This window comes from Pseudoduganella sp. UC29_106, from assembly GCF_044055365.1.
Lineage (GTDB): Bacteria > Pseudomonadota > Gammaproteobacteria > Burkholderiales > Burkholderiaceae_D > Rugamonas.
Map to the genome: position 1 here is coordinate 3,681,536 of NZ_CP171977.1, position 24,975 is coordinate 3,706,510.

The following is a 24,975-nucleotide window of genomic DNA, read 5'->3' on the forward strand; positions in this document are numbered from 1 at the left end:
GTCACGTTCCATACCGAATACGGTTTGATGTCACGGTAGATTCCGGCAGCACGTTGTTCAGGTCGTGATAGCCAGTGTTATAGAACTGGGTCAGCTGGCTGAACCAGTCGCCGCGCTCCCAGGACAGTCGCAGTGTGTGCTTCCAGCGGAAAGTGTAGGTGGGACTGGAAGTGACGTTGCCCGAGCCGACGGAGCCGAAGCGTCCCAGATTGGAAATCCACGGGCCATCCTTTTCATTCTGGTTTTCAAAGCGGGTGACATAGGTGCCGTCCAGCCCGGCCTTGAAGTCGCCGAATGCGGTCTTCGGGAAGGCATAGGACAGGCCCACGTCGATGCCGCTGGTGCGCAGGTCGCCCAGATTGGACACCGTATCCTTTACATAGGCCAGCGAGCCGTCCGGGTTGCGCACGAAGAGATCGGCGTACTTTGTGGTGTTGGTAAAGATGGAATTCTGCGGCAGCTGGCCGATGCTGTCCTTCACGTGGATGTTGTAGTAATCCAGCATCACCATCATATTGCGTACTGGCTCAAGCACCACGCCGAACGTCAGATTGCGCGAAGTCTCGGGCTGCACGTCCGGATTGCTGCCCTGCTGAATCGGCAAGAAGGCATTGCAGACCAGCAGCGGGTTGGCGCCGGCGACAGCCTTGCCGCTGCCGGCGATGCCGATCGTGCCCGGGCATAGCTTCGGATCATCCCATTTACTGGTGGTGAGCGCCGTGGCGCCGGGCAGCCGGTAGCCATAACGGTCGAACAGGGTCGGCGCCCGGAAGCCGGTACTGGCCGAACCGCGGAACATCAGCGTCTTGGTGGGTTGCCAGCGGAAGCTCGCCTTGGGATTGCTGGTGCCGCCGAAATCTGAATAGTGGTCGTGCCGCGCCGCCACGTTGAAACTGAGATCGGCAGTTACCGGCAGATCGAGTTCGGCAAACACGGCGGCGATATTGCGGCTGCCCTCGGCATAGCTGGGCAAACGGTTCTGATAAGGCACGTCGATCACGCCATCGAGCGCGCGGTCGTCGTTGGCGTCATGGTGGTATTCAGCGCCGGTGGCCAAGGTCATGGCTCCGCCGCCCAGCTGCATCAGCTCACGCGTCAGGGTCAGGTCGACGCCGGTATAGAGATTGGTGGTGTGACGGATCTGACCGCCATCGGCCGAGATGCTCTTCAGGTAGTCCAGGCCGGAGGCGCTCTGTTTGCCGAAAGGATTCAATATGCCGTTGAGCACACCCGCCTGCAGCTTGGGACGATTCAGATACCCCTGCACGAAATACGAATCGCGCTCGCCGTGGCCATAGATGCCGCCGAGGCGATAGTCCCACTGGCCGAATCCGGCCTTCGTCGGCCACCACCAGGCGCGTGGCCTTCTGCTCGTCCCTCGCAACGGCGGGCCCCAGTTCTGCCACGCTCCACGACACGTTCAGGGTCGAGCCGTTGAGCCCTGCAATGGCCGGCACGCCGGCGCTACCGCCCGGGTAGTAGGGGCTGGCTGGCGTAATCTTCGCTACTGCGCCATTAAAGCCAACCGTGGTGGTAGGCGGCTTCTGGGTCGTGATGTACTCTTTTGCATACAGCAGTTCCGCCGTAATCAGGTGATCGTCGGAGAGCCTAAGGCTGCCCTTGGTAAAGAAGGTAGCCTGGGAATTGCCCGGCAGCGCCAGCACGTAATTGGCGTCCTGAATGCAGGTATTCTTGGTGGCCGGCACCCGAATACGGCGGCAGGCAGCCGCCCGCATAATAGGGATTGCCCGTGATGCCGGTAGTGGGCGAGAAAATATTGGCCGGCCAGGCGTAAGTGCCGCTGGCAGCTTTGGGTGCAATGCCGAGACTCGCCAGCAAGGCCGGATTGGTCAGTTCCGGGCGGTCGAAGGATTCCAGCTTGCTGCGCTTGTGCACGTCAATCGTGGCATACACGTTCCAGCCATCCGTCCCCAGATTGCCAATGCCGCCCAGGATGCTCGCGCGGTGCTCGCGGCCACCGCCCGCCGCTTCCGGCACCACGACCTGGCCGGTAAGTTCCAGCCCCTTGTAACTGCGCTTGGTCAGGAAGTTGACCACACCGCCCATGGCGTCCGTGCCGTAGGTGGAGGAAGCGCCGTCGCGCAGGACTTCGACCCGGTTCAAGGCGCTGATGGGAATCATATCGACGTTGACGAATCCATTGCTGAGCGGCTCATTGACCATGCGCCGGCCATTCAGCAGGACCAGCGTGCGGTTGATGCCGATGCCGCGCATATTCATATTGGTACCGGCGCCGGCGGAGGAAGGCACGTTGGTCGCACCTACCGGCAGCGAGGTCACCAGGTCGGCGATGGTGGTCAGTGCGGCGTTGGCGATATCATCCGACTTCACCGAGGTGACCGGCAGCGCCATCTCCCCCGCCACACGCTTGATGGTCGAGCCGGTGACCTCCACCTTGACCATCTGGCCTGCGGCCTCCGGCGCCGATGCCGCGTCTTGTGCTGCCGCCCGGCCCGCAAGGGTAAATACTGCCAGCGCGATTACGCTCAAGGCAAGCCGTTGCGGAGCTGAGTGATTACGGTGATGCATGTTGTCTCCTCCATAGTTGAACAATGGGTTGTCATGCAGCAGGCGTGAGGATGCGGCGCGATGGCACTACCCTTCTTGTCGCCTGCGAGCGCTTTGCGCGCCGTTTATTTTTGCCACCTAGTTGTCTGTCATCAGACATCTTACGGCCAAGTATAATCATGGTACTAAGAAAACGCAATAACGCTCCAGACCAATGTCACTTATGGACAACCACCAGCCACCACCCCACACCAAACCGCGCAACCTGGCGCACGCCGTGGTCAGTTATGTATCCGAGCTGATCCGAGATGGACGGATCACCCCAGGCCAGAAGGTGCCGTCGGAAGCCGAGATCATTCAGGCACTGGGTGTGAGCCGCTCAGTCGTAAGGGAAGCCATGTCGCAGCTACAGGCGACCGGCGCGGTGGAAACGCGACAGGGCAAAGGCACATTCGTCCTCGACCGCAGCGCACAGCCAATGGGACTACAAGCCCCCGCCGACATGCGCCAGCACGACGTGCTCAGCATCCTGGAATTGCGCATCAGCCTTGAGACCGAGGCCGCCGGCTTGGCCGCACGGCGCCGCAACGCAGCGCAACTGGCGCGCATCCGTGCTGCACTGGACGCCTTTCTGGCGCAATGCGATACGAACGCGGACAACGCCGCCAGCGACACGGAATTTCACTCTCTCCATTGCCCAGGCCGCGGACAATACTTACCTGTACGATGTTCTGAACCACCTCAGCAAAGAGCTGCTGCCGCGCGCCCGCAGCGCGTTCAGGCACCTGCCACGCGATACCCCCGAGGTCTACATCGAGCGCGTGCGCCGCGAGCATGAGGACATTTTTGACGCAATCGACCGCCAGGACCCCGAATCCGCACGCGCCGCCATGCACAACCACCTGAGCAACAGCCGCGAACGCCTGCGCCGCGCGCTGGAACTGCACGGCACAAACAAGCAGTAGCCCTCGCCACCCATCCAACTCCCGAGACCGCCAACTCGCCACCCAACTCATCAGACGTCTGATAAGTTATATCAAATTTTTAGCGGCAGCAAGGAAGATGACACTCCTTCCGCGCGCCCATGTTTTGAGTGCCTTAAGCCGCTTACAGGTCGCGCCCTGTCTGCTACCAGATCGAAGTTGGGCCCACGCCACGATACTACCCTTAGTACGCATCCCGCTTTCGAGGCGGCGCAGCTTGCCGTCCCACAGATTGAGCGACAGCCGATCCTGCTGCGGCAATAACTCCTTCAGCAATAGGACAGAGGGCCAACGCTCACCGCTGACAAGAACGCCGGCAAAATTGCCTGCACTCGCTTTTCGTACAGCGACCACGCGGTCGGCCTCAGTCCGCCACTTGGGTTGCGCTGTCGACATGTAAGGCGTTAGCACAGAACCGGGCGCAAACTTCAGATCAAGCAGGAAATTGCCGATCCAGTCCGCCGCGTCCGCGTGACAGGATGGCATAAGGCTCCAACCCCAGACTGCCGGTGCCAGCGATGCGGCGCGCCACATCCAGCACGCGGAAGAACTCCGGCGTGTGCTGCGTCTCCGCATAGGCGGCCATGAGTTGCGTCACCTTGTCGCGCTCCAGGTCATTGACTGGCAGCGCCTTGATGCCATGCAGGCGCAGCTTGCCCAGTCCCTTCTTTCATTTCGGTACGGCGATTGAGGAAAGCGGGGACGCTCGCGCAAACGCAGATCGCGCAGCAAATCACGCACTATGCCTTCGGCTGTGGCCCGCTCCACCCAACGAGGCTTTCCCTCCGTCAGATTATCAACGTAAGCGTCGAGGAAACCGTGGCACAGGGCTATGGCTTCGGCCGGACGCACCATTAGGGCATCGACTGCGACCAGCACACTTACCAAAAAGCGACTCAACTCCCAACTGGCCGGCGCCAGCAGGGCCTCGCCGAAGTCATTGATGTCAAAGTAGGACAGGCGATTTCCGCACTCTGTATGCACCGAAATTTTCCAGGTGCACATCGCCACAGATCCAAGCCAACGGTGCCTGATTGAAGCGCGCATCGGCCGGATAGTCAGGGTAATAGGGGTGGCAGGTGCCACGCAAAAATGCAAAGGGATTGGCCGAGATCAGTCGGTATTTGTGCGTTACCTGCTCTGCTTCGCGGTCGACGTTGAACGCCGTCACCAAGCTCACCACGTCCCGCTCACGCAACCGCGCCGTCTTCTTCGCCGTAGCCCCTCCTGAAAAATGCATTCACCGGCGCCCTATCATCACGTCATCTTCCACCATCAAATCGCGCGGCACATCATCTGCTTCAGTCCGTCGGTGTCCCATCGCCGCATTGCGCGGGAAGTCATGCGACACCGCCAAGGCGCGCGACCAGGACATGGGCATTATGTGGGACTCCGCCAGAATGTCAGCGAACTGTGAGCTTCCCAGGAAGAGAAATTCCCGCAGGCGGAAGGGCTCGACGCTGCGCGCCACCGACGAGGGGTGGCACATGGCCAGCGCGCCGGATTGCATCAGTGGCGCCAACCAGCCGCGCCAGTATTTCGCCAAGTCTGCCTGATCCGACAGGTCGCCGGCGCGACGTGCCAGACTCATGGTAGCCTCGGCACCGAGCGCACCAATGACAGCGGCTCTACTGCCCCGCCAGCGTTTCGGCGATGTATTGCGAATACAAAAACTCTTGCCCGGAGCCGCATTGGCCAGTACGTCCATCATGGCTTCGCGGATCACGGCAGCTAGTTGCATGGGACTGCCTTCCGCCTCCCGCGGAGGAACATCCACCCTTTCAGCCAAGACGGCTGGTCTATCGCACTGAAGCCTGGCACACAGTGCGCAAGTTGCAGCCCGGCTGGGTTGATGTCGGCGGCATTGCAAAAGGTTACGCAGTCGATCTTGCGGTCGAAGCCTTGCGACAGGGCGGGCGATGCAGGCATGCGTTAACGCCGGCGGCGATCTGAGAGCGCTGGGGGGACCGGTCATGGCCGGTAGCCATCCGTGACCCGAGACAACCACAGCGCGCATCCGTGAGCTCTTGCTGTGCGACGAAGCCCTGGCCACCTCCGCCAGCTACTTTTCACTGCGTCGGAAGGGGGACAGGCGGATCAGCGCACTCGTTGACGGTCGCACTGGATCGCCGATGACAGCGCAGCGTATCGGTGCGTGCGCCGCGTTGCGCTGCAGCCGATGCTCTGGCCAAGGTGGTCATGGCCAGTGGCGATCCGTGCCATCCGACACTGGCACAATGGCAAGCTACCGCATTCATAATCTAGGCAATGCATACTCACCATCGGCACCGCCATCATGTCAATCTACGGATTGAGCGCTTGCACAGGCAAACTATTTATGGCGTTTTGACCCGGCTCACATTGAGCGGTCTGTGTTGGCTGGTCGCACACTATTGGCTGCGATCAGTCGGGCAGTTCGGCGAAACCATACACCCGCTGGAGCCGCTCGCAATGAAGCTGCATGGCGCCGCAGCGATGGCGACGCTATTTTTTGTGGGTAGCCTGATGAACGCGCATATCCGGCGTGCGATCAAGTCCGGGGCGCGACCTAAACGCGGGATGGAGCGTCATCGTCTCCATGCTGCTGCTCATTTTCAGCAGGTATGGCCTCTACTATCTTGCCGCTGAAAGCGACCGGACGCTATAGTCGTCGTTGCACTGGATACTTGGACTATGCGGGGCATTGGGATTCGTCGTACACATCGTGACTGGACGCAGGCAACACGCAAGCACCGCCGCATTGTAGCCGTCACCAGAGATATGATGAACACGCCTCGCGCGTGGGACAATAGCGCATTGATCACAGCCACCGGAGTCGGAATGTTTAAATCCCTGAGCATCAGCAAAAGACTTTTCGCTAGCTTTGCTGCCATCCTTATCATTTTCCTGACTCTCCTCACGATCGCATATAGCTGCTTTAGCAGCCTGTCCGACGCCAACCGCGCAGATCGCCACACCTTACAAGTCATTCAAGCGATCGACCAGTTGCGCATGGATCTCCTGCAAGTGCAAGTCGAGGCGCGCGGCTACTATCTGACGGGCAAACCCGAACGCCTGGAACGCACGCGCAAAGAACTGCATGACCTGCCCGCGTCAATCCAGAACCTTCAAGATCTGACGCACGAGAATGCCGCGCAAGTGAGCAGGTTCAAGAAGCTCGAATCGCTCATTTCCAACTGGGCCGAAGAAGTCATCGACGCCCAACTAAAGCTGCGCCAGTCACTGGGCAACACACCTGGCGCTGCAGACGCGATGGGACGCACCGGCCCGCTGGTTGGCGGCAATAGCGTCATCGGCAAATCTACCAATTCATGGACGAGGCTATGTCAGAAGAGAACAAGCTGCTGGCAGAACGACTCAAGGAATCAACCAGTTTGCAGGCCACCATGCGCTCAGTGCTGGTAGGAGGAGGCCTTACATGCCTGGCTCTGGCTTCCATTATTGCCTGGTTATTGGCCCGTTCGATCTTGAGTCCCTTAGGGCATCTCACTCATGCTGTGAACCAGTTCGGGACGCGGTGACCAAATCTACGCGCGCGCAGATCATCTCGGCGGATGAACTTGGCCAAGTCTCTGCGGAGTTTAACCGCATGGCCCAGGCCATCCAGGATGCAATGGCGAACGAACAGGCTGCCTCCAGCCTTCTTCGCTTCAAGGTCGACGCGCTGCTCGGTGTCGTATCGAAAGCAGCAAAAGGTGATTTAACGGGCCAGATCGACGTCGCCGGTAAGGATGCGATCGGTCAATTGGCCGAAGCTCTGGCCGCATGTTTGAGAGTCTCCGTGCACTGCTCACCAACGTCAAGTCCGCAAGCATTCAAGTGACCACTTCGGCGACCGAGATCGCCGCTTCGGCACGGCAGCAGGAAGCGACCGGTATCGAGCAGTCGCAAACGAGCGTGGAAGTGCTGTCGACCAGCAAAGAAATTTCGGCCAACACCGTCCAACTGTTGAAGACGATGGAAGAAGCCACGGCAGTTGCTGACTACACCAGCAATACCACGGCAAAGGCCCAGGGCGACTTGAAACGATTGGACGGCGTGATGCACCAAATGGTAGGTGCGTCCGATATTATCAACGCCAAATTGGCCGCGCTGTCGGAGAAAGCCTCGAACATTAACAGCGTGCTGACCACCATCGTCAAAGTGGCAGACCAAACCAACATCCTGTCGCTGAATGCCGCCATTGAAGCGGAGAAGGCGGGCGAAGCTGGCCGCGGCTTCTCAGTCGTCGCAACGGAAATCCGGCGCCTGGCTCGACCAGACCTCGGTGTCGACTTGGGATATCGAGCAGATGCTCAAAGAAATGCAGTCTGCGGTCTCGGCGAGCGTCATGGGCATGGAAAAATTCGCGTGTGATATTCGCGGCAGCGTAGGCGAAGTGCAACAGGTGACCGAACAGCTGTCTGCAGTCCTAGACCAGGTGCAGCAGTTGGTGCCGCGATTCGACACAGTTCTGCAGGGCATGCAATCACAAGCCGTTGGCGCCCAGCAGATCTCTGAAACCATGGGGCAGTTGAGCGATACGACACAGCAAACCGCAGAGGCGTCGAAGGCCACCAGTTACGCTGTTTTGCAGTTGCAACACGCGGCCAGCGGCCTGCAATCGAGTGTCACTCAGTTCGCTGTCACAGCGTGACAATAATTTGAGACGAACAGCGTTTGTGAAAGACTACCCATGTGGAAACGATCTTAGCAACGAGCTGATCGACTAGCAGTTGATATTGCTGCCAAAGTCCAATGCCGCATGCTGGGGTTTTAATTTCCACGATCACCGCCAGGACCGAACCCGTCTGCTGTGCCGCACTCTGCCGAATCGGACTCACCGTCGTACTGACCCAGACGGCCGTCCCGTCCGGCCTCAGGTAGCGCTTCTCGATGCTGAACGGTTGACCGTCCACTAGTAGTTGGTGAAACGCCGCGATACTTCTTGCCCGGTCGTCCGGGTGGGTCAGCTCGTGGATGTTGATGCCCAGCACTTGCTCCCGCGTGCGGCCCAGTATCTGGCACAGGCGTTCGTTAACACGGATGAGCCGCCCTTCAAGATCGCGCTCGGCGATACCGGCGGCCGTTTGTTCGAACAATGTACTCAGATGCTCCTCGCTGCGCTGCAGGGCTAGTGCTCAGCATTTTTGCGCGGTCACATCACGAAAGAAGATGGCGAGGCCATGGTTCTTTAGGTTCGAGATGCGCATCTCCAGCCAGGCATCCTTTGTCCCTTCTCGCAGCTCGCTCAGCTCGAGCGTAGTCGGTGCTCCCGTTCGCATGACCGCCTTGCATGCTGCGGCGATCTGGCGCCCGATATCGCTTGTCCAGAGCGTCAAATACTCCCCCTCCAGCACGTCTTGTGCGTGATGCCCAAGCACGCGCAGCGCTTCCGCATTCACTTTGGTGATGCGGCCGTCATCTGCGACCAGCATGAACGCTTCCCGCCATGTGGTTGAGGATGTAATCGCTCTTATCCGTTTCAATTTTCAGCCGCTGCTGCGTGGCAGCGTTTTCCAAGGCCACCCATGTGCGGTCGAGCACATCCTTCGCCGCGCGCACGTCCTCGACTGTCCAGGAATAGGCATGGCGCTTGGTGACATTGATATTGAAAACGAGACGACCATCCTTGAGCACAGGGACGATCAGAATGGAGCCGATCCCTAAGGCCTGATAGCGTCCAGCGAAATCACGCGTGCGGGGATCGTTTGCCACGTCATCGCACACAAACTCCTTGCCCGTTGCGAGCGTTCTCAACAATTGCGGCTAAACTCGTCCACCTTACCGGTGGACGGCAAGGCCGGCAAATCGGGTTCGCTCCAGCCCTTTCTTGTATAAAAAGTCCCGGCGCTGTCGTCAATCTCCGCGTACCACGATCGGGACACTGCGAGATGCGTCGCCAGCGACCGCACTGCTGCCGCGACAATCTCATGGGGGGTGGTCAGGGGATGGAGCTCGTCGGCCAGGTCGAGCTGGAATTGGCGCAGCTTTGTCCTGACGGTCCTGGTGGTCTCAACAACCGAACAAAACATTCCGGAGATGACACCTTCATCATCATGCAGCGGGAATATGAGAACGTGAACCATGCATTCTCCGGCAGCCCGGCACGTTCGACCACAAGCGGCAAGTCTTCGTAGTAACTCGAGTGGCCCTGCAGCGCAGAATCAATGATTGGACTGATATCCGGCCAGATCTCTTGCCAGATATCCTGGAAACGGGCGCCAAGCGCAAGCGGATGCTTGTTCCCCAGGATTTCCGCGTAAGCGTCGTTGTACAAGAAGCCTAACGCCGGTCCCCATGCCACAAACATCGGGAACTTCGAGTTGAGCGTTAGCCTGACAGTAGAGCGCAGAGACACGGGCCATCCGCTTGGATCGCCAAGCACCGACGACGACCAGTCATGCACGCGCATCAACGCGCCGACCTTACCTGTGCCGGGAAAATGCAGATTCACAGCCACGACGCTTTCTCCTTGTTTGAATCACCGCCCCCTTCGAGACAGCACGCTCAAATTGCGCTCACGCCACTTTATCGCAAGTCACCCTCCTCCCGCGCTTCTCATGACAAGCTGTTGCTGTTTGGAACGATCCATCAAGTTTTGGCCGGCTGCTACGAAGCCTCGCCCCTCTTGCAAGCAAGAAAAATCTGCCGACCATCGAAGAGATTGCAGAAGCGGCTCTGGGGTTGATCTACCCATGGCATGGGCATGAAGCCGGCTGCAGGGAGGCGAAACAAGAGCTGGGACGTCGCCCTCGTGCCCAGTCCGGAAGCTTTCACCATTCGCTGCTTATCAGCGTGCGACAGTACTGTGCGCACTGCCTAGCGCCCTTGTAAAAGAGACGCGCTAGAAGCCCACCAGTACATCAGCAATTAAGCGCATGGCTGCTGTGGCGAGCAGCGGAAGCCGCCATTACTTGATTGCGCGATAGGCGTCGGCTGCCATTGAGCGTGCCGAATTGTGCTCCTCGTAGATCTTCCAGCCCTCGGGGCTGCAGCTCCACAGAAGCGAAGTGCGCGAGATCAAGTGCGATGCGGTGCCATTGTTCGCGGTTACTTCGAAGGCGAACTCCATTTCAGAGTGGCTGTACGATGGGCCTGTCGGCACCACATTCGGGCCTTCTGTGATCTTATGATGGACGCTCAGTAGGGGCCACAGGCGCCTAGAGCCAATAGTCAAGCAGTCCAGCCAGCCACTCTCCGAGCCTTGCAAGCAGTGGACGCCGCTGCCATGCACTGAGCGTCACCTCCGTTGAATTGCGTAAATCTTCCTGGAAGGCGCTGTCCATCTCCGCACCAAATGCGTCGCCGATCACAATTACATTTAATTCGTAGTTGTGCACGAAGCTACGTTTGTCGATATTGGTCGACCCGACAGTCGACCAGACACCATCCACCACTACGGTCTTTGCATGTAGCACGGAGTGTTTCAATTCGTGGATTCTTACTCCAGCCTCCAATAGTGGTGTGTAATAGGCCCGACTAGCTTGGTGCACAATGCCAGCATCCGATATGCTGGGAAGCACGAGCTCCACCTCCACACCTCGCCCCGCAGCGGCCGTCAATGCCGACAAGGTTTGCTTATCGGGAACGAAATAGGCACACGTCATATGGATCGACTTTTTCGCTTCCTGCACCGTCAGCAAGAGGGACCTGTATATCTCAAACCGACCCTGCGGCTTGGTGGCAAGCACCCGGAGCACCATGTCTCCCAACGCGAACTGCACCGGGAAATAGTCAGCCTCCCTCAAGTCGTCGGCATCCTGCTCTAACCACGATTGAACAAACGCCCACTGCATGGCAGATACAGCGGGACCCTCGACTTTTAAGTGGGTATCGCGCCAGCCAGAATCGTTATTGTCGTTCGCGCGCTTATCGCGGCGCGCTCGAAAAGGCGAGCTGTTCGCGTAGGTGTCACTGATATTTACCCCGCCCGTGAAGGCAACCTTGCCATCGACGATCAATAGCTTGCGATGGTCACGATTGTTCAATTTCCAACCATTGCCTCGAAGTTTGGCAGGGTTGACTGGATTGAATGCCACCAAATGAATTCCACCAGAACGCATGCGCTCAAAGAACGGTTGTGGCACGTTGATCGTACCAACGCTGTCGTAGATCACGTTGACCACAACCCCTTCCCGTTGTTTCCGCATCAAGAGATCAGCAAACCGTTTGCCTTGCTCATCCTGGTCAAAGATGTAGGTCTCGAAATTGATACTGTTCTTGGCGTTGGCAATCGATTTCTCCATTTCGGCCATTGTCAGCGGACCATCGAATAGTAGCTGGACTTTATTACCGGCAATGAGAGGAGCGCCCGTGGCCGCCTCTTCAAGAATCGCGAGTGCGCTGGCATCCAACGTTGATTTGGACCAACGCCTCTTCAGCAAGATTTCGGTTCCAGGAGCGGGCAAGTTTCCATGTGCATCCCTAGCAAGCGCCATCTGGTTCGCCGTCGCTTTTGCATCATTTAGCGAGACGGTAGGGAGTGCGGCACAGGCCGCCACTATCGCTCCCGCAAGCAGGACAACTAAACCAAGCGCTGCCACCTCGGTTTTCACGTTATCCCCTTCTTTATCTCGTGCAAACGTACCATTCTGAGTCTCATCCAAGTTGTTCTCTGTACGCTTACCAACATATAGACCAGTCAAGACAATCGGCACTCCAATCGATGGCATTGCCGGGCATCTTATCTATACTGGTAGAGCAAGATTCGTTTTTCATTGTTTAGCCACTATTGCACTTGGCTAGGTCGTTCAACAAAAGCGTTTTCTCGATTGGGCCAATATTGCAGGAGGGCGCCCTCTATGTTGCACGATTTCCTGGCGAACAATCGTATGGAACTCATCGCTCGCTGTAGAGCAAAAGTCGCCACGCGTGCGCACTCTGCGACGGCAGAGCAATTGCAAAATGGCGTACCGATGTTTCTTGAACAGCTGATACGCACGCTGCGATCGGAACAATCGAATTGCGTCCTTGAAGGGCAAGCAAATGAGGCCGCCCCTGATCGCGGCAGCTCGCATGGTGAGGTAGTTGCGTCGGCGACACTACACGGACAGGACATGCTTGCCCTGGGATTTACGGTCGACGAAGTGGTTCACAACTATGGTGATTTGTGCCAGGCCATCACCGACTTGGCGGTCGAGCGTGTTGCCCCTTTTTCTGTCGACGAGTTCAGGACATTGAATCGCTGCCTCGACTATGCCATCGCCTACGCGGTTACCGCCTTTAGCAGCGAGCACGATTTTATCGAAACAGACCGCCACAATGCCGAAGAAAATAGGCGAATGGGCTTCTTGTCCACGAGCTACGTAACCAACTTGGTACCGCCAAATTGGCCTATTCAGCTTGCCGAGCTGGAAATCTTAACCTAGGCGGCGCGACTGGGAATATTTTGGGCCGCAGTCTAGACAGTTTAGCCAGTCTGATTCAAGGCACCATTTCGCTTGTGCGTAATGAGCACCTCGAAGCCATTCGGGATACCTTCTCCCTTGCGGAGTTTGTCGCAGAGATCGAAGCGACGTCAGCGTTGACGGCAGTGGCTAAGCAATGCCAACTGAATATCATGCCTGTCGACCCGCAATTGGCCATACGGGGAAATCGGCCTATGCTGCTGGCTGCAGTCGTGAATCTCTTACAAAATGCCTTCAAATTTACGCACTTGCACACGGAGGTGACATTAGCATGCCGCGCTATCGATGACAGTGTCCTGATCGAAGTATCCGACCACTGCGGGGACTAGGAGCCGACTTGGCTGAACGCATGTTCCAACCATTTGAGCAAGGCGGAACGGACCGCTCTGGACTGGGATTGGGCCTGACGATCGCCAGACAGTTTGTCGTCGAGAATGGGGGCCGTCTGAGTGTGCGCGACCTGCCGGATGTGGGCTGCGTGTTTACAATTACGTTGCCACGCTATGAATGCCTGCCATCGCTTAATAGGTAGATCCTAGTTCGAACACCGTTTCTCCAATAAACATGAAACATTACATTCGATTGAATCGCCCGCTGGCAAACACCTTGGCCACTGGCTTAGATGTCGACATGCTATGGGGAACTGTCAACGCATGGGCGCATCTGCGACGGCACCACGTGCCGCCTGATGTAGCTCTGCGTATCCTTTCGAAGTATGGCGCGAGACGAGGATCAGATGCAGAACACCCTGCCCATTTGAGTGAGCAACGCAGCGCTCTGAACCAACTTGCTGAATCGAGTAAGGCTTGCCCCCGACTCGTCGGAATAAGGACCTGGCCCAGGTTGTTGACCAAGCCCTTTTGCTATCGACCACGCGCGGCATTCAATATGCTGAGTCGCTCCTCAAACTTTACCCTGTTTCCTCAACGCTGGTTATGCGTGTGCTCTTTGATGCTAAGCATCGTCGCAGACCACCTGCCTCGGCACTATCTAGTTAAGCAACACTGTTGTCACTGCGCTTTTGATGGTGTCCCCAGGAGTGGTGTACGAGAAGTGATTCTCAAGGGGCTGGGTCCCCGATCAGTTGATCACGGCAGAGAGCCGTGCGGACTGATTGTCGCTCAAGGACTGCAATCCTTCAAGCTGCATGTATCGGCGTTGCAGTGACCACTCGTCATTTTGCTCCAGCATCAAGGCGCCCACGAGCCGGATGATGGCGCGGTCATTGGGGAAGATGCCAATAACGTTAGTGCGGCGTTTGACCTCGGCGTTCAGGCGTTCCAACGGATTGGTGCTGTGAATCTGGGTTCGGTGCGCCTTGGGAAAGCTCATGAAGGATAGAACCTCATATTCGGCGTCATCCATCATGGCAGCCAGCTTGGAGAATTTGGCCCGCAGCTGGTCGGCCACTGTTCGCCACTGCCCGCTGGCTGCCTCGGCGCTTTCCTGCACAAAGATGGTATTGATCATGGCCAGTACGGCCTGGCGCTGGCCTTTACCAACATGCGCCAGGGCGTTACGGATAAAGTGCACACGGCAACGCTGCCAAGTTGTCTTCAACACCTTGCTGGTGGCCGCCTTCAGCCCTTCATGGGCATCCGAGATAACCAGCTTAACGCCACGCAGCCCTCGCCGCGTCAGGCCGCGCAGAAACTCGGTCCAGAAAGGCTCAGCCTCGGAAGGGCCGGTCGCCACGCCAAGGATTTCGCGCACGCCGTCAGTGTTGACGGCCACCGCGATTATCACGGCCACTGACACAACTCGGCCGGCCTGACGCGATTTAACGTAGGTGGCATCGATCCACAGGTAAGGCCAATCGCCTTCGATAGGCCGACCAAGGAAAGCTTGTACCCGCTCATCGATCTCTTCGCACAGCCGCGAGACCTGGCTCTTGGAGACGCCGGTCATGCCCATAGCCTTGACCAGTTCATCGACTGAGCGGGTGGAGATGCCCTGAATATAGGCCTCCTGAATCACCGCTGTTAGCGCCTTTTCGGCTGTGCGCCGTGGCTCCAGGAAGCCGGGGAAATAACTGCCGCTGCGCAGCTTGGGTATTTTGAGATCGACTTTGCCGGCCCGGGTTTCATAAGCGCGGTCGCGATAGCCGTTGCGGCTGTTGATGCGTTCATCACTGCGCTCGCCATAGGCGGCCTGGCAAAGCGCTTCCACGTCCATTTCCATGAGCCGCTGCAAGGCATGTTGCAAGGTCTGACGGATGAAATCTGCATCCGCCCCCTTTCGGCGAGCTCGGATAGTGCGATAGTGGCGTTGGTCATTGTGTTTCCCTTAGGTTGAGTTAAGGTCTTCGCAAACCCAACATTACCTTAAGAATCACAATGGCCGCCCTCAAGCAGCCTTCCTAAACGCCGACTCCGGCGACCTCTTCATACACCACACCCTGGGGCACCATCGCGCTTTTACGCTGATGCAGAAATGTATCACCATGCGCGAGACTAACGGGCCTCGCCGGCGAACTAGCAAATGGCTACTGCTGAAGTTACTTAATTTACGGCTCTCCCAACAGCAAGGGGCGAGAGCAAAGTTGCAATTCTTGAATCTCAGTTTTTTTCGCGCCCTATTCTGCAGCAAGTGATGGTGGAGTTCCGCCGTCAACTTTTCAATTCGCTCCGCCATCGTCCTTGTGACTTCTGTCAGTTCAGTATTCTGGCGGAGCAGCTCCAACATTTGCATGGAGTGCTGGGCCGATGTAACGGCGATTGCTTCGCGGTGTTTGGCATCAGCTTCAGAGTGCGCACTGTCCCGCGCCGCCTGGCGTGTTTGTGCCAGCAAGATAAGCGGTGCTGCATAGGCCGCCTGCAAGCTGAATGCCAGATTCAAGAGGATGAATGGGTAGACGTCAAAATGAGTGAGGTCCAGCACATTGGCTGCAATCCAGATGGCGACAATGATGGTCTGTACACCAAGAAAAACAGGGGTCCCGAAAAAGCGCGCAAAGGCTTCCGCCCTCACCCCGAACAAGTCGCTGCCAAACGTCTTGGATAGGTGCTCATGCTGGCGATGAAAACGCAAATGATCGACATGGGATTCGCCTGCCGAAGACAAGCTATCGGTTTGAGATGAGTTCATACAACCTCCCCAAAATGCCCGGAATTGATTCGCTCACTATAGCCCAACTGGTGATCAGAATTTCGAACTCACTACCGTGGTTGGCATCGGCGATGTCCGGAGACGAGCGTCCCGCGTCATTGTTCCCAGGAAAACCTGCCAAGCGCTGAAAGAATTTGCGTTTCCAGACCTCGGCGTCATGAGTTCAGTACGCAAAAGCAAGGGCAACACTGGATCGATGCACAATATCACGGCGCCAACGCACGAACCAGTAAAGGCGTACTCTTGAAAAGAGTCTTCAAGCGGAAGTTCCGCCATGAACGCCACTGGACCGGAACTCTCCCTTTTCGATCTCCCAATAACCTCAAAGCGGAAATCGGAAATTTACCACCGCTCCCCCGCGCACGCAACGATGGCAGCCATGTGAGTCCACAGAACTACGGGAAAGGTGATCGACATGCTTAGGTCGACCATCGTCGATAGCTGTACAAAGAGTGGAGGTGCCGAAGGCGCAAGGGATCTGCCGGTATACTTTTCTGGCGGTGTCTTCCTGGGCCGCACATTGCGCAGCCACTTCGACCAGTTCCGAATCCGAAAGCCTATGTATAAACAAACGCTGCTGATCTTAATGCTTCCGCTTGCCACTCGAGTAAAATCAAGCCTTATTACTGGCGGTCAGCGAATTCTCCTCGGGAATTTTAATGACAAAAAATTCCCGCGTACGCGGGCAAAGCACTTGGACGGAGCGTTCAGGCATCAATTCGGGGGCTTGTAATTCAGGATAGCACTTAATTTCCAACCTACAATTTCTGGCCGTAGGTTTCGACTGTTCACTACACTACACTTAAAGCAGCACTCGACAGGCACCGACCAGTTGTCGCGACACCGACCAATGAGGCTCGAGTCGATGCCTAAATCAATCCAGGGGCCAACTATATCTGCAACTGCTCGCTTTTCCATTTAGTTCTACACCAAAACTCTTGAAGGTTTTTCTCACCGGCTGCTTGCGGCCGAGAGCCCCAAGTCCACTCAGAAAGAGGCCCGCGAATGCGGGCCAAACCAAAGATGGGCAAAGTCTCAAGAATCCCAGCGGGATTTTAGAGGTTTGGCGTGTGGAGGTAGAGCTCCTTCTATACCAGACATGAGTCGGTAGTCTTTACATTGAACCTACACCCAATTTGGGTAGCGCGCTGTGCCGGAATTCACATTCAAAGGCAGAATCAGAAGCTATTTGTTTCATAGTCTACATCCGAGAACTGATGGGCAGCTCTTGGCCAAGCAGAAGGCGGAGATGTGAAAAAGGATGACAGATCCGACGATAACAATCGATGTCAGGTCGTCGAACTGGACCAGACGGCGCATCCCCATAGGATCTGCGGCATTTTGTCAGTTTTCGTGAGCAAGTAACGAGCGAAAGGCTTCACTGAAGGTTTCTTCACCAACGCTCTCGTAACTCAACACTTTCCGGCCACACCTCGTGCCTGCAATGACGACCGATCGGCTCCCCCGATGGCGCAGCACAAATGGCCGATCCTGCTCATTGGCCTGAGAGAATGCTCGCGCAGCGAGCCCTGGGTCACTGAATTCCGTGCCGCGCTGACCGCTTTTGCAGACGACGGTGTATACGGTTACTGTCACTGAGTTTGCCATCCATTTTCCAATGTACCAACTCTCGATGCACGATTAGATCGACTAGTCGATCGCCGCTGAGAAGAATTATTCCACTTCCGCGCAAGAAATCATAAACTGCTGTCCCGCTGCGGCCGGTGTGAACAAAGACACCGCCATCGATGTTCGCGCAATAGCTCGCGCGACAGCCCTTCGTTCAAATCCGTTGGCACCTGCACCTACGACCACAAGGCATGTGCGCCTACGGTTACTGTGCTGCGCTCGACTACCATGTGAAAGCCCGCTCCATAGGGGTATCACTCTCATTTCGGAGCAAGACCATGGAAACGAACCAAATCGGTAACACCTCTAGCAAACACCTCGCCAAAACCGCCGAGCAACCAACTCTTGAAGGCGCCCCCCAAATGGATGCCGCAAGCGAGGATGAACTTTCAAAATCCACGATGCTCGGTGAGGGTGGTTGCGCGCCTCAGGATGAGGAGATGACCGCAGCGAAAGTGCTGAGTAATGACACTCTCCTCGACGCCGTCCAACCAGACTACCTTGCTGAGGTTGACGCAGACGACTCCAATCATGCCGAAGATGGCGCAGGAAATGAAGGGACATCAAGCGTGTCTGCCGAAATCCCAGATTACAGCCAATGGCCATTTGTCCGAAAACCGATTGCCCCTCCAGGGAGCAGCCGGGTCGAAAAATGAACTATCTTTATATGTAAGAATGGAAGTGTAGCTCTACGCACCCAACACAAAGCAGCACAGTCAAAGCAGAAAGTCGATCATCATATGTGGGGATTTATCCCTCGCTTCCGCCAACCGTGGCCACCTTCCTGCGCATAACACGTGGCTGACCTAAATAAGCGTTGCTGATTTGCGGCCTGTTGTGCCCGAGCTGACGCGCAACCTGTCGATAGGCATCCAACATCACCGCCCGATCAATGACCACCTCACCACCGCGCACCGGCGCCTTTACGCGTGCGATATCGAAATAAAGATCGCCTGCGAACTGGTGGCGCAATCCGTGCGGCGTTACACCCAACTCCTTCTTCGTCAGGCCGACCTGGCGCACAACGTTGGAAAAAAGATCGAGCGACTGCTTCAGCGTAAGTCCTGGGCGACCGATGTGACCGCGTGGACCGCGGGCGATCGCACACGCTTCCTGCAATGCCTCGCTGAGAGCTCATGGCCTTTTTTGGCATCCGAGACTAAGGAATCGATTACACCAGTGTTCTTGGTGACAGTGTCCGCAAAGGCCTTGAACTTCGCTTTGTCCTCGCTACTTAGCGCAGTACTTATCAATTGATCCTGCTGTTGTATTGATGCTGAATAACTCTTGCGCCCTGTCGCGGAGATCTGGCCACCGCCATCAAATGGAAGAAACTTCCCTGCCGCACTCGGAATGCCGGCACTGAGATAGGCGCTCCCACCAAAGGCGACTGCTGCTACTTGCTGCTCGCTTGCGCCGGTCGTCTTGGACACATTTCTCGCTATCTGCTGCAGGGCGCCAACTCGTGCCCCCTCCGTCTCGCTACTCCCAAATCCAGAACCTTCCGAACTAGCGTGGCTCATTGATCGGGTTGCAGCGTTCATCACGACTTCACTCAACGCCGCGGCTTTCTCACGGGATGCCGCAATAGACTCAGACCGAGCAGCGGTGACCGCACTATTGGCAGCGATCACATGTTGCTGAGAGACCTTGGTATCAACCACGCGCGACACCGGGCCTTCATTCGCCAGTGCTTTCACCGAGGTTAGGCCACTCAAGGCGTTACTGGTGTAGATGTTCCCAGACGTGTCGTTTTGCCTGCCGTGGAAAAACGCCGATGACCTGGTGGGTGCAATCGCCATCTGATCCATGCTGGTGTTGCCAAGGCTTACGCTGCCAGTGGCGGCGGATCCCGTAGTTGAACTCACCACGCTTTGTAACGTGGCCACACCGCCGATAAGCGCGCTACCAAAGGTCTCCATCCGCTTCAAGCCCGCCCATGCAATAACTGGAATACTCATCGTCATGTAACCGACCACCGCCTCACCTGAGATCGCGCCAGAGTAAATCGATGAGGAGGTCATTAGCGACAGCGCACTAATCCCATTGCCCACCGACGCGGCCGCCGCCAACTCACGCGCGGCATGAACCATGGCCATATAATTAAGGATCGCGTAAAGCGGTGGCCAAAGCTGAATCCAGATCAGGACCGAAAGATAGTTTTTCAGTCCGATCATGGTCTCTCGCCCGCCAGTCATGAGCAATAGCAGAATTACGATAGGGAAGATAGCGTACACGATCGCTTCAATCGTATTCCGTATCACGGGCAGCGCCTGCTCGGCGACTTTTCCGTTATTGAGCCAAGCTGCGTTGGTTTGCGCGACGGACTGAGCCCTACCTACGGCCAGCAACATTGAGGCCGGATCGTTAATTTTCTGCCCCGCCAAAAGACTTGTGTCATTTACCGCGTTGATCAAGGCGTTCTGACGGATAATGTCGGCGGCGCTGGAGGCGGCAGATGCGATCCCGTTTGCTGACAATGACGCCGGCCTGCAGTATGTCGCCCGGTGCCACCTCGCATTCGAGCTTCGAGCTGACCACCTTCAGGTACAGCTTCGATTCAGTCAGTTCGACTGATTCGAACCGCGCACCAGGCAGTTCCTTCAGGATCGGCATCACGCTCATGGCGAGATCGAAGTTGTCCAGGCGACGGTAACGCGTGGACAGGAATGCCCGTGCCCTGCCGTCGAGCGTACGCACCATGTAGCTATCCGGTGCGTTAATACGCAGCCAACCGTTGATATTTTGATCCAACAGCTCCGGGGACTGTTCCCGCATCAGCTTGAAGTAGGTAAACGGTATGCTCAGCTTCTTCGCTAGCTGGGAGCAGGCCAATTCGCTGAGTGGGTACCGCACTGCTCCCTCTGCCTCGTCGACAACCAGACCACAATGACGGGACTCGAGCGTCGCGCTGTGCATCATCTTTGCGGGAACGATCAAGTCCCTTTTCGCGGCAACCTGACGTTCGAGTTCGGTCGCCAGGTCAATTAGTTTACGTCCAGTCTTCATGATGGAACTCCAGAAAAAAGGCGGACGGCCCGTCCCCGACCGGGGAACAGGCCCCCGCGGGGTTGAAATCGATCCGACAAAATGCCGGTACTACGAAGTGCCAAAGGGTACACACTCAAGGCTCCGTCGAAGCCTCAAAACGCGGTGGCGCACGGAGCGCCCACAACGATCAGGCGGCCCGTTCAACGATTGTCTGCTGTGCAAGCACGTTCGCCCAATCAGCGCCGGCAGCTCGGGGAATGAAGACCTCCGCCGTGCGCCGCTCTCCAACTACACGCCTTTTAAGGAACTGGCGCGCCAGCCCGAAGGCCGACGCCTGGCCATCAAACATAGAATCGGCATCGTTATCGCCGTAGACACGCAAACGACGAACCTCTTCCGGTATCCACATCCGCTCCAGGTTTCCAGCGCAGATCCCCGACCAAATGGACTGGCCTGTCCGCTTCAGGATGGCCAGGCCGGTCTCGATACCTTCGCAGACTGCGAGATCGGGGCCAGCAGGCGTCAATCTGATCGCACCGCCATCGACGCCGCCGCAAAGCAGCTTCTTAGCGTTCCTGCCGGGGATCTTCTGCCCGTCCTGCAGGTACGTGCGGTGCAGCGACACCACCCTGCCATGCCGGTCATGAATGCATGCGACCATGGCGGGATAGCGAGATACCAGCGCTGGCTTCCCAGTCTTGGCGTCCAGCTCGTAATATCCCAGCGAAACATGCGTTCGCAAGGCGTCGGGATATTCAGACATTCCCAAGCCCCGGTTATGCAGGTAGCGGTCCACCTCGTCACCACGCTCAACGGGCGTGCTTTCGGACAGAATTCGCTCAATGAGCGCTTGGGTGTCCTTGGGCGCCGCCGCAGTGGTAGCCAACGCAGGCAGCATGCACAGGCTGCGTTCAACGCGATAAAGCGCAGTCGCTGCACGCCATCCGAAGTAGCCCATGAGCAGCTTGAAACCGCCACCCGCACCACAAGCCCGGCAGACGTAATTGCCATCGCCGAACTTGTCCGTGTACTGAAATCGGTCGGTGCCACCGCATCCCGCCAGTGGACACGGCTGATTCTTCCGGTTCAGCACTTTCTCACTCACTCCCAGGGCCAAAAGCAGGCCGGTCCAACGCCCAAAGGCACTGGTGCGCGCCAGCTGGAAGCGTTCTTCGAACTGTTCCTTGGTCATGACGCCTCCAGGAACGGTCAGCCAGTCAGTCGCCGCGTGAACAGCATGCCGCTCCTGAGGGCATGGCCAATCAGGGCGTCCATTAACAGCCGGCGCGGAAGATACATCTCTCGGCTTGCATCGTCTCGTCCCATGTTGCGAATGACGAAACCGCCGAATTCAAGTGAAATCCTGACGGGCCTGTCCTGACTGCGGATATGGAACAGCCGGCCCATGCAGCCAGTAACGATCTCGCTTTCTTTCACCAAATACTCCAGTTCGCTCAGGGCGTGCACCTGTACGTAATGCTGGTCCGAGCGTAGAGCAATCGAAACCTCTTCAGACATGATGGTCTCCTTTCACATGCGCGGCCGACCACGCGTCAGCCCCTTGGGGCCTGGTCGTCCGGTAAACAAGCGAATTAAGAAAATAGGTCGTTGCGTTCGCTGTGACGCTTGACCTCTTCGTTCAGCCACTGGGGATTCTTCGCGAGGCAGTCGGCCACCCAGTTAGGGTTTGCCATGACCGCTTCCTGAACCCATTTCGGATAGGTGCTGATCGTGGCCTCAAGCCAGCGACGCAGACGTACTCGCAGCCAGTCGCGCAACTCTTCCGGGTCGAGTGACCCTATGAAGGGCAATTCGGAGAGCGGACTGCACGACACAACGTGCAGGCAGTTCACGAAGGAGAATGGCTTGGTATCGCGATCGGGGTCGGTAAACACCCAACGGATGATTTCGAACTTCTCGGCCAGCGGCGTGCCTGGACTACTAAGCAGCCTGACCTTCTGGAGCAGCCACCAATGCAGGCGCACGACATCTTCTTCCGAAAACTCGATCGGAGTATCGTCGTTCAGCAATTGGTGCCAGGGGTCGACAGCGGTATCGCGGCTCGATGGCAAGCAAACACCGTCTGCCGTGTGGGCGGACTAGTTCATGATTGTCTCCCTTAGAAATGAAGAGCGAGACAATCATCCCCACGGGACGGATGTCCCGTGAGGATCGAGAAGAAACCGGCACATGCCGGCAAAAGAAAGGGCTAGCTTGACTACTTCGGCTGATGCCGTTCTGGACGGGCTGCCAGCTACCGTCGGAAAATTCGAGGAGATTCGGCTTCAGCGTTTAGAGTTCGAGCGAAGCGCTTGGATCCAATGTAGGAAATTGCATTAGCAGCGTCAATGCTTGTTCAACGAAAAGAATAGGCCGCAGCCATTCATCGACATATCCGCATGTAGCGCCAACGTCTCAGCGAAAATGGGCAATTCCGTACCACCTTTCGGCTTGTGCGCCCTCTTCTACCGAGTCAGGATCGGACGTAAGCGACACCTGCGGAGGCCACCGTGAACTCACCAACAGAAGCGAAACTGACGATCAAAGCTGACCATGGCGCGACTAACCGTAAGCTGCTGGCCCGCCAGGCTGCAGCCGACCTGACACGGATCGAATCCGCTAGCAGAAAGATCAGCATTCATCTATCGAGCCCAGAACGAAAGCGCCTCTACCTGCGCTGCTTCGATATCACGCAGATGAACCTCCACTTCATTGCCGTGTTCGCGCGCATGAAGGTTCCTGGCGAAGATGTTGATAAAGTCGAACAGGAACTCCGGCAGCTATTCGACACCCGGCTCGCCCGGCTGAATCAATCGCTGGTGGATCTGGAGGCCAAGTGCCATGCGAACACCCTTCCTAATTCGACGATCGAAGGAGATAAGCATGAATGCTCGCACCCTGACCACTAACGACATGATGGCGCCCGGCCGAGTCCTCATCAAACGCAAACAGCTTCTGCAAAAGGTACCGCTCGGCGAACGAACGATCCTTGAACTGGAACGCCGCGGCGATGTTCCCCAAACGCTTTTCCATCACTGCCCGATCGGTGGCATGGGATCTCAGCGAAGTCGACGCCTGGATCGCGAAGCAGCAGGAAGCCGCAGTGGCACAACCAGCGCCAGCACTCAGGAAGCCTTGACCCACTGATCGATCATGTCCGACCAGTCTTGCAGCATGGCCCGGCGCTGTTCGGCGTATTCGGCCTTGTTGTAGACAGCACGCACCCCCTTCTGTTCGTGCGCCAGACACTTCTCGATCCAGTCGGTGTTGTATCCGGCTTCGTGCAGCAACGTAGATGCGGTGCGGCGCAGGTCGTGTGGCGAGAAGTCGGCCAGCGGCTTGCCCGCCTCACGCGCAACACGCGAGACCGACGTGGTTACTTGATTCAGCGTTGCGTTCGAGATCGGCAGATCAGCGTCATAGCGCGACGGCAGCACATACTTCGAGCCAGCGGCGCACGTGCGCAATGCGATGAACATGTCGATCGCTTGCCGTGACAAATAGACGTTGTGCGGGTTACGCCGCTTCATCCGTTGCGCCGGAATCGTCCAGATGCCGTTGGTGAAGTTGATCTCCTCCCAGGTGACATCGGTCAGCTCGGATTTACGCACCATGGTCAGGAGCAAAAGCTCGACCGCAAGGCGTAACGTCGGAGCACTTTGCACCTTTTCCAGGTACTCGTACAGCCAGGGAATCTCGGTGGCGCTGAGCGCCCTATCGCGCGGCTGGAACGTGGCTATCGCGCATGGCGGCACCTTGTCGGCAGGGTTCGGGTGTTCGTGGCCACGCTGGCCGGCATAGCGAAATATCAGCATCACGATCTCCCGCGCGTGCACGGCCGTGGCCGGCGCGCCGCGCGCCACGATCTTGTCGCACAGGGCGCGCAGTTCGTCATGCGATATCTCATGGAGCTGCATTTTCCCAAAAGGACGCTGCAGGTCACGTTCATAAACGGAACGCCGCATATCGCGCGTCGATTCAGCCATACGATAATTGGTGAGCCAACGCTCGGCCCACTCACCGAAGGGTTCCTCCCCTGCCTGACGCAGTTTTTGGCGCCGCTTGTGCTGTGTTGGCGACAAACCTTCGGCCACCAGCTTTCTGGCCGCACCCAACTTCTCGCGCGCCTCCGCCAGCGTGAGTCCCCCGCCCCATATCGACCGAGCACCAATGTTTCCTGGCGCCCGTTGACAGTGTAGTTATAGCGGAATGAGACGACGCCAGAAACCAGCACCATCGCATACAGGCCATCCCGGTCCACCACCTTGTAGGCACGCGGGCCCGGCTTCAAACTTCGCAGCTTCGTATCTGACAGCATTTTCGCCTCCCTTCCGATACCATGATCA

Annotated in this window: 30 protein-coding genes and 2 pseudogenes; 11 read left to right on the top strand and 21 right to left on the bottom strand. The window is 57.3% G+C overall.

Translation table 11 applies throughout. The features are described 5' to 3' along the window. Position 1: 1 nt before the first annotated feature. Both ACHMW6_RS18500 and ACHMW6_RS18505 read right to left on the bottom strand, forming a co-directional pair. Complete coding sequence (locus ACHMW6_RS18500) at positions 2-1,384, bottom strand: TonB-dependent receptor plug domain-containing protein (protein WP_395398780.1); 1,383 nt, start codon at positions 1,382-1,384, stop codon at positions 2-4. A 224-nt stretch (positions 1,385-1,608) separates the two neighbouring features. Further along, positions 1,609-2,550: a TonB-dependent receptor plug domain-containing protein gene (locus ACHMW6_RS18505; RefSeq protein WP_395398782.1), complete on the bottom strand. Its 942-nt coding sequence runs from the start codon at positions 2,548-2,550 to the stop codon at positions 1,609-1,611. 202 nt (positions 2,551-2,752) lie between these two features. Here ACHMW6_RS18505 and ACHMW6_RS18510 point away from each other — a divergent pair, with 202 nt between their 5' ends. Both ACHMW6_RS18510 and ACHMW6_RS18515 read left to right on the top strand, forming a co-directional pair. Further along, entirely contained in the window at positions 2,753-3,367 is a 615-nt protein-coding gene (locus ACHMW6_RS18510; protein ID WP_395398784.1) for a FadR/GntR family transcriptional regulator, read from the top strand. After that, on the top strand, positions 3,261-3,494 hold the full coding sequence (locus tag ACHMW6_RS18515; RefSeq protein WP_395408647.1) for an FCD domain-containing protein: 234 nt from the start codon (positions 3,261-3,263) through the stop codon (positions 3,492-3,494). Before ACHMW6_RS18510 ends, ACHMW6_RS18515 begins: the two co-directional genes overlap by 107 nt. Positions 3,495-3,560: 66 nt before the next feature. Here the strand turns inward: ACHMW6_RS18515 and ACHMW6_RS18520 are convergent, their stop codons facing one another. The 5 genes from ACHMW6_RS18520 to ACHMW6_RS18540 are packed head-to-tail and all read right to left on the bottom strand — an operon-like array spanning position 3,561 to position 5,253. Further along, a complete protein-coding gene (locus tag ACHMW6_RS18520; RefSeq protein WP_395398786.1) occupies positions 3,561-3,998 on the bottom strand; it encodes a DUF2252 family protein in 438 nt (145 codons plus the stop codon). Next, a complete protein-coding gene (locus ACHMW6_RS18525; RefSeq protein WP_395398788.1) occupies positions 3,946-4,110 on the bottom strand; it encodes a DUF2252 family protein in 165 nt (54 codons plus the stop codon). Before ACHMW6_RS18525 ends, ACHMW6_RS18520 begins: the two co-directional genes overlap by 53 nt. Beyond that, on the bottom strand, positions 4,107-4,517 hold the full coding sequence (locus ACHMW6_RS18530) for a DUF2252 family protein (RefSeq protein ID WP_395398790.1): 411 nt from the start codon (positions 4,515-4,517) through the stop codon (positions 4,107-4,109). The genes ACHMW6_RS18525 and ACHMW6_RS18530 overlap by 4 nt, the downstream gene beginning before the upstream one ends. Then, on the bottom strand, positions 4,459-4,752 hold the full coding sequence (locus tag ACHMW6_RS18535; protein WP_395398792.1) for a DUF2252 family protein: 294 nt from the start codon (positions 4,750-4,752) through the stop codon (positions 4,459-4,461). The genes ACHMW6_RS18530 and ACHMW6_RS18535 overlap by 59 nt, the downstream gene beginning before the upstream one ends. Continuing rightward, the gene (locus ACHMW6_RS18540; protein WP_395398794.1) at positions 4,753-5,253 is read right to left on the bottom strand and encodes a hypothetical protein; all 501 of its coding nucleotides are present in this window, start codon (positions 5,251-5,253) and stop codon (positions 4,753-4,755) included. 1,079 nt (positions 5,254-6,332) lie between these two features. Here ACHMW6_RS18540 and ACHMW6_RS18545 point away from each other — a divergent pair. The 4 genes from ACHMW6_RS18545 to ACHMW6_RS18560 all read left to right on the top strand — a co-directional run bounded on the left by ACHMW6_RS18545 (position 6,333) and on the right by ACHMW6_RS18560 (position 8,148). Continuing rightward, positions 6,333-6,917 carry a CHASE3 domain-containing protein gene (locus tag ACHMW6_RS18545; RefSeq protein WP_395398796.1) on the top strand — a complete coding sequence of 195 codons (585 nt, stop codon included), beginning with the start codon at positions 6,333-6,335 and terminating at the stop codon, positions 6,915-6,917. Between the two features lie 112 nt (positions 6,918-7,029). Beyond that, complete coding sequence (locus tag ACHMW6_RS18550; RefSeq protein WP_395398798.1) at positions 7,030-7,335, top strand: HAMP domain-containing protein; 306 nt, start codon at positions 7,030-7,032, stop codon at positions 7,333-7,335. Next, complete coding sequence (locus ACHMW6_RS18555; RefSeq protein WP_395398800.1) at positions 7,332-7,868, top strand: methyl-accepting chemotaxis protein; 537 nt, start codon at positions 7,332-7,334, stop codon at positions 7,866-7,868. Before ACHMW6_RS18550 ends, ACHMW6_RS18555 begins: the two co-directional genes overlap by 4 nt. Continuing rightward, a complete protein-coding gene (locus tag ACHMW6_RS18560; protein WP_395398802.1) occupies positions 7,843-8,148 on the top strand; it encodes a hypothetical protein in 306 nt (101 codons plus the stop codon). The genes ACHMW6_RS18555 and ACHMW6_RS18560 overlap by 26 nt, the downstream gene beginning before the upstream one ends. Here ACHMW6_RS18560 and ACHMW6_RS18565 read toward each other — a convergent pair. The 5 genes from ACHMW6_RS18565 to cls all read right to left on the bottom strand — a co-directional run bounded on the left by ACHMW6_RS18565 (position 8,138) and on the right by cls (position 12,049). Further along, the gene (locus ACHMW6_RS18565; protein ID WP_395408648.1) at positions 8,138-8,623 is read right to left on the bottom strand and encodes a PAS domain-containing protein; all 486 of its coding nucleotides are present in this window, start codon (positions 8,621-8,623) and stop codon (positions 8,138-8,140) included. The two genes, ACHMW6_RS18560 and ACHMW6_RS18565, sit on opposite strands and share 11 nt — an antisense overlap. Positions 8,624-8,632: 9 nt before the next feature. After that, on the bottom strand, positions 8,633-8,929 hold the full coding sequence (locus ACHMW6_RS18570) for a PAS domain-containing protein (RefSeq protein WP_395398804.1): 297 nt from the start codon (positions 8,927-8,929) through the stop codon (positions 8,633-8,635). Next, positions 8,913-9,254: a GAF domain-containing protein gene (locus ACHMW6_RS18575; protein ID WP_395398806.1), complete on the bottom strand. Its 342-nt coding sequence runs from the start codon at positions 9,252-9,254 to the stop codon at positions 8,913-8,915. The genes ACHMW6_RS18570 and ACHMW6_RS18575 overlap by 17 nt, the downstream gene beginning before the upstream one ends. 181 nt (positions 9,255-9,435) lie before the next feature. After that, positions 9,436-9,954, bottom strand: a complete 519-nt coding sequence (locus ACHMW6_RS18580) for a hypothetical protein (RefSeq protein WP_395398808.1) — start codon at positions 9,952-9,954, stop codon at positions 9,436-9,438. A gap of 700 nt (positions 9,955-10,654) precedes the next feature. After that, entirely contained in the window at positions 10,655-12,049 is a 1,395-nt protein-coding gene (gene cls / locus ACHMW6_RS18585; protein WP_395398810.1) for a cardiolipin synthase, read from the bottom strand. Positions 12,050-12,295: 246 nt separating this feature from the next. Between cls and ACHMW6_RS18590 the strand changes: the two genes are divergently transcribed. Beyond that, on the top strand, positions 12,296-12,862 hold the full coding sequence (locus ACHMW6_RS18590) for a hypothetical protein (RefSeq protein ID WP_395398812.1): 567 nt from the start codon (positions 12,296-12,298) through the stop codon (positions 12,860-12,862). Between the two features lie 388 nt (positions 12,863-13,250). Further along, a complete protein-coding gene (locus ACHMW6_RS18595) occupies positions 13,251-13,433 on the top strand; it encodes an ATP-binding protein (protein ID WP_395408649.1) in 183 nt (60 codons plus the stop codon). Positions 13,434-13,981: 548 nt separating this feature from the next. Here the strand turns inward: ACHMW6_RS18595 and ACHMW6_RS18600 are convergent. Together ACHMW6_RS18600 and ACHMW6_RS18605 are read right to left on the bottom strand one after the other, a co-directional pair. Continuing rightward, positions 13,982-15,177 (bottom strand): annotated as a pseudogene (locus ACHMW6_RS18600) (IS256 family transposase). A gap of 70 nt (positions 15,178-15,247) precedes the next feature. Beyond that, the gene (locus tag ACHMW6_RS18605; protein ID WP_395398814.1) at positions 15,248-15,988 is read right to left on the bottom strand and encodes a DUF1003 domain-containing protein; all 741 of its coding nucleotides are present in this window, start codon (positions 15,986-15,988) and stop codon (positions 15,248-15,250) included. A gap of 1,928 nt (positions 15,989-17,916) precedes the next feature. On the opposite strand from ACHMW6_RS18605, the gene ACHMW6_RS18610 reads away from it, so the two are divergent. Further along, positions 17,917-18,294: a hypothetical protein gene (locus ACHMW6_RS18610; RefSeq protein ID WP_395398816.1), complete on the top strand. Its 378-nt coding sequence runs from the start codon at positions 17,917-17,919 to the stop codon at positions 18,292-18,294. Between the two features lie 94 nt (positions 18,295-18,388). Here ACHMW6_RS18610 and ACHMW6_RS18615 read toward each other — a convergent pair whose 3' ends face one another. From ACHMW6_RS18615 to ACHMW6_RS18640, 6 genes are all read right to left on the bottom strand, one after another. Next, on the bottom strand, positions 18,389-18,661 hold the full coding sequence (locus tag ACHMW6_RS18615) for a hypothetical protein (RefSeq protein ID WP_395398818.1): 273 nt from the start codon (positions 18,659-18,661) through the stop codon (positions 18,389-18,391). A gap of 29 nt (positions 18,662-18,690) precedes the next feature. After that, positions 18,691-20,055 carry a conjugal transfer protein TraG N-terminal domain-containing protein gene (locus ACHMW6_RS18620; RefSeq protein ID WP_395398820.1) on the bottom strand — a complete coding sequence of 455 codons (1,365 nt, stop codon included), beginning with the start codon at positions 20,053-20,055 and terminating at the stop codon, positions 18,691-18,693. Then, positions 20,036-20,647, bottom strand: coding sequence for a hypothetical protein (locus tag ACHMW6_RS18625; protein WP_395398822.1), 612 nt, complete (start codon positions 20,645-20,647; stop codon positions 20,036-20,038). The genes ACHMW6_RS18620 and ACHMW6_RS18625 overlap by 20 nt, the downstream gene beginning before the upstream one ends. Before the next feature lie 169 nt (positions 20,648-20,816). Beyond that, positions 20,817-21,821 carry a toprim domain-containing protein gene (locus ACHMW6_RS18630; RefSeq protein WP_395398824.1) on the bottom strand — a complete coding sequence of 335 codons (1,005 nt, stop codon included), beginning with the start codon at positions 21,819-21,821 and terminating at the stop codon, positions 20,817-20,819. 17 nt (positions 21,822-21,838) lie between these two features. Further along, positions 21,839-22,147 carry a hypothetical protein gene (locus ACHMW6_RS18635; protein WP_395398826.1) on the bottom strand — a complete coding sequence of 103 codons (309 nt, stop codon included), beginning with the start codon at positions 22,145-22,147 and terminating at the stop codon, positions 21,839-21,841. Between the two features lie 74 nt (positions 22,148-22,221). After that, entirely contained in the window at positions 22,222-22,659 is a 438-nt protein-coding gene (locus ACHMW6_RS18640; protein ID WP_395398828.1) for a hypothetical protein, read from the bottom strand. Between the two features lie 480 nt (positions 22,660-23,139). On the opposite strand from ACHMW6_RS18640, the gene ACHMW6_RS18645 reads away from it, so the two are divergent. Then, the gene (locus ACHMW6_RS18645) at positions 23,140-23,538 is read left to right on the top strand and encodes a hypothetical protein (protein WP_395398830.1); all 399 of its coding nucleotides are present in this window, start codon (positions 23,140-23,142) and stop codon (positions 23,536-23,538) included. Between the two features lie 101 nt (positions 23,539-23,639). Beyond that, on the top strand, positions 23,640-23,768 hold the full coding sequence (locus tag ACHMW6_RS18650) for a helix-turn-helix transcriptional regulator (RefSeq protein ID WP_395408650.1): 129 nt from the start codon (positions 23,640-23,642) through the stop codon (positions 23,766-23,768). On the opposite strand, the pseudogene ACHMW6_RS18655 reads toward ACHMW6_RS18650, so the two are convergent. Beyond that, positions 23,755-24,947 (bottom strand): annotated as a pseudogene (locus ACHMW6_RS18655) (tyrosine-type recombinase/integrase). The gene ACHMW6_RS18650 and the pseudogene ACHMW6_RS18655 overlap by 14 nt on opposite strands. Positions 24,948-24,975: the final 28 nt, after the last annotated feature.

Coding starts and splice junctions, on each gene's coding strand:
- ACHMW6_RS18505 (WP_395398782.1), bottom strand. CDS start 2,550: ATGCATCACCGTAATCACTCAGCTCCGCAACGGCTTGCCTTGAGCGTA.
- ACHMW6_RS18510 (WP_395398784.1), top strand. CDS start 2,753: ATGGACAACCACCAGCCACCACCCCACACCAAACCGCGCAACCTGGCG.
- ACHMW6_RS18520 (WP_395398786.1), bottom strand. CDS start 3,998: ATGCCATCCTGTCACGCGGACGCGGCGGACTGGATCGGCAATTTCCTG.
- ACHMW6_RS18530 (WP_395398790.1), bottom strand. CDS start 4,517: ATGTGCACCTGGAAAATTTCGGTGCATACAGAGTGCGGAAATCGCCTG.
- ACHMW6_RS18535 (WP_395398792.1), bottom strand. CDS start 4,752: ATGCATTTTTCAGGAGGGGCTACGGCGAAGAAGACGGCGCGGTTGCGT.
- ACHMW6_RS18540 (WP_395398794.1), bottom strand. CDS start 5,253: ATGCAACTAGCTGCCGTGATCCGCGAAGCCATGATGGACGTACTGGCC.
- ACHMW6_RS18545 (WP_395398796.1), top strand. CDS start 6,333: ATGTTTAAATCCCTGAGCATCAGCAAAAGACTTTTCGCTAGCTTTGCT.
- ACHMW6_RS18560 (WP_395398802.1), top strand. CDS start 7,843: ATGGGCATGGAAAAATTCGCGTGTGATATTCGCGGCAGCGTAGGCGAA.
- ACHMW6_RS18570 (WP_395398804.1), bottom strand. CDS start 8,929: ATGCTGGTCGCAGATGACGGCCGCATCACCAAAGTGAATGCGGAAGCG.
- ACHMW6_RS18590 (WP_395398812.1), top strand. CDS start 12,296: ATGTTGCACGATTTCCTGGCGAACAATCGTATGGAACTCATCGCTCGC.
- ACHMW6_RS18595 (WP_395408649.1), top strand. CDS start 13,251: ATGTTCCAACCATTTGAGCAAGGCGGAACGGACCGCTCTGGACTGGGA.
- ACHMW6_RS18605 (WP_395398814.1), bottom strand. CDS start 15,988: ATGAACTCATCTCAAACCGATAGCTTGTCTTCGGCAGGCGAATCCCAT.
- ACHMW6_RS18610 (WP_395398816.1), top strand. CDS start 17,917: ATGGAAACGAACCAAATCGGTAACACCTCTAGCAAACACCTCGCCAAA.
- ACHMW6_RS18625 (WP_395398822.1), bottom strand. CDS start 20,647: ATGAAGACTGGACGTAAACTAATTGACCTGGCGACCGAACTCGAACGT.
- ACHMW6_RS18630 (WP_395398824.1), bottom strand. CDS start 21,821: ATGACCAAGGAACAGTTCGAAGAACGCTTCCAGCTGGCGCGCACCAGT.
- ACHMW6_RS18635 (WP_395398826.1), bottom strand. CDS start 22,147: ATGTCTGAAGAGGTTTCGATTGCTCTACGCTCGGACCAGCATTACGTA.
- ACHMW6_RS18650 (WP_395408650.1), top strand. CDS start 23,640: ATGTTCCCCAAACGCTTTTCCATCACTGCCCGATCGGTGGCATGGGAT.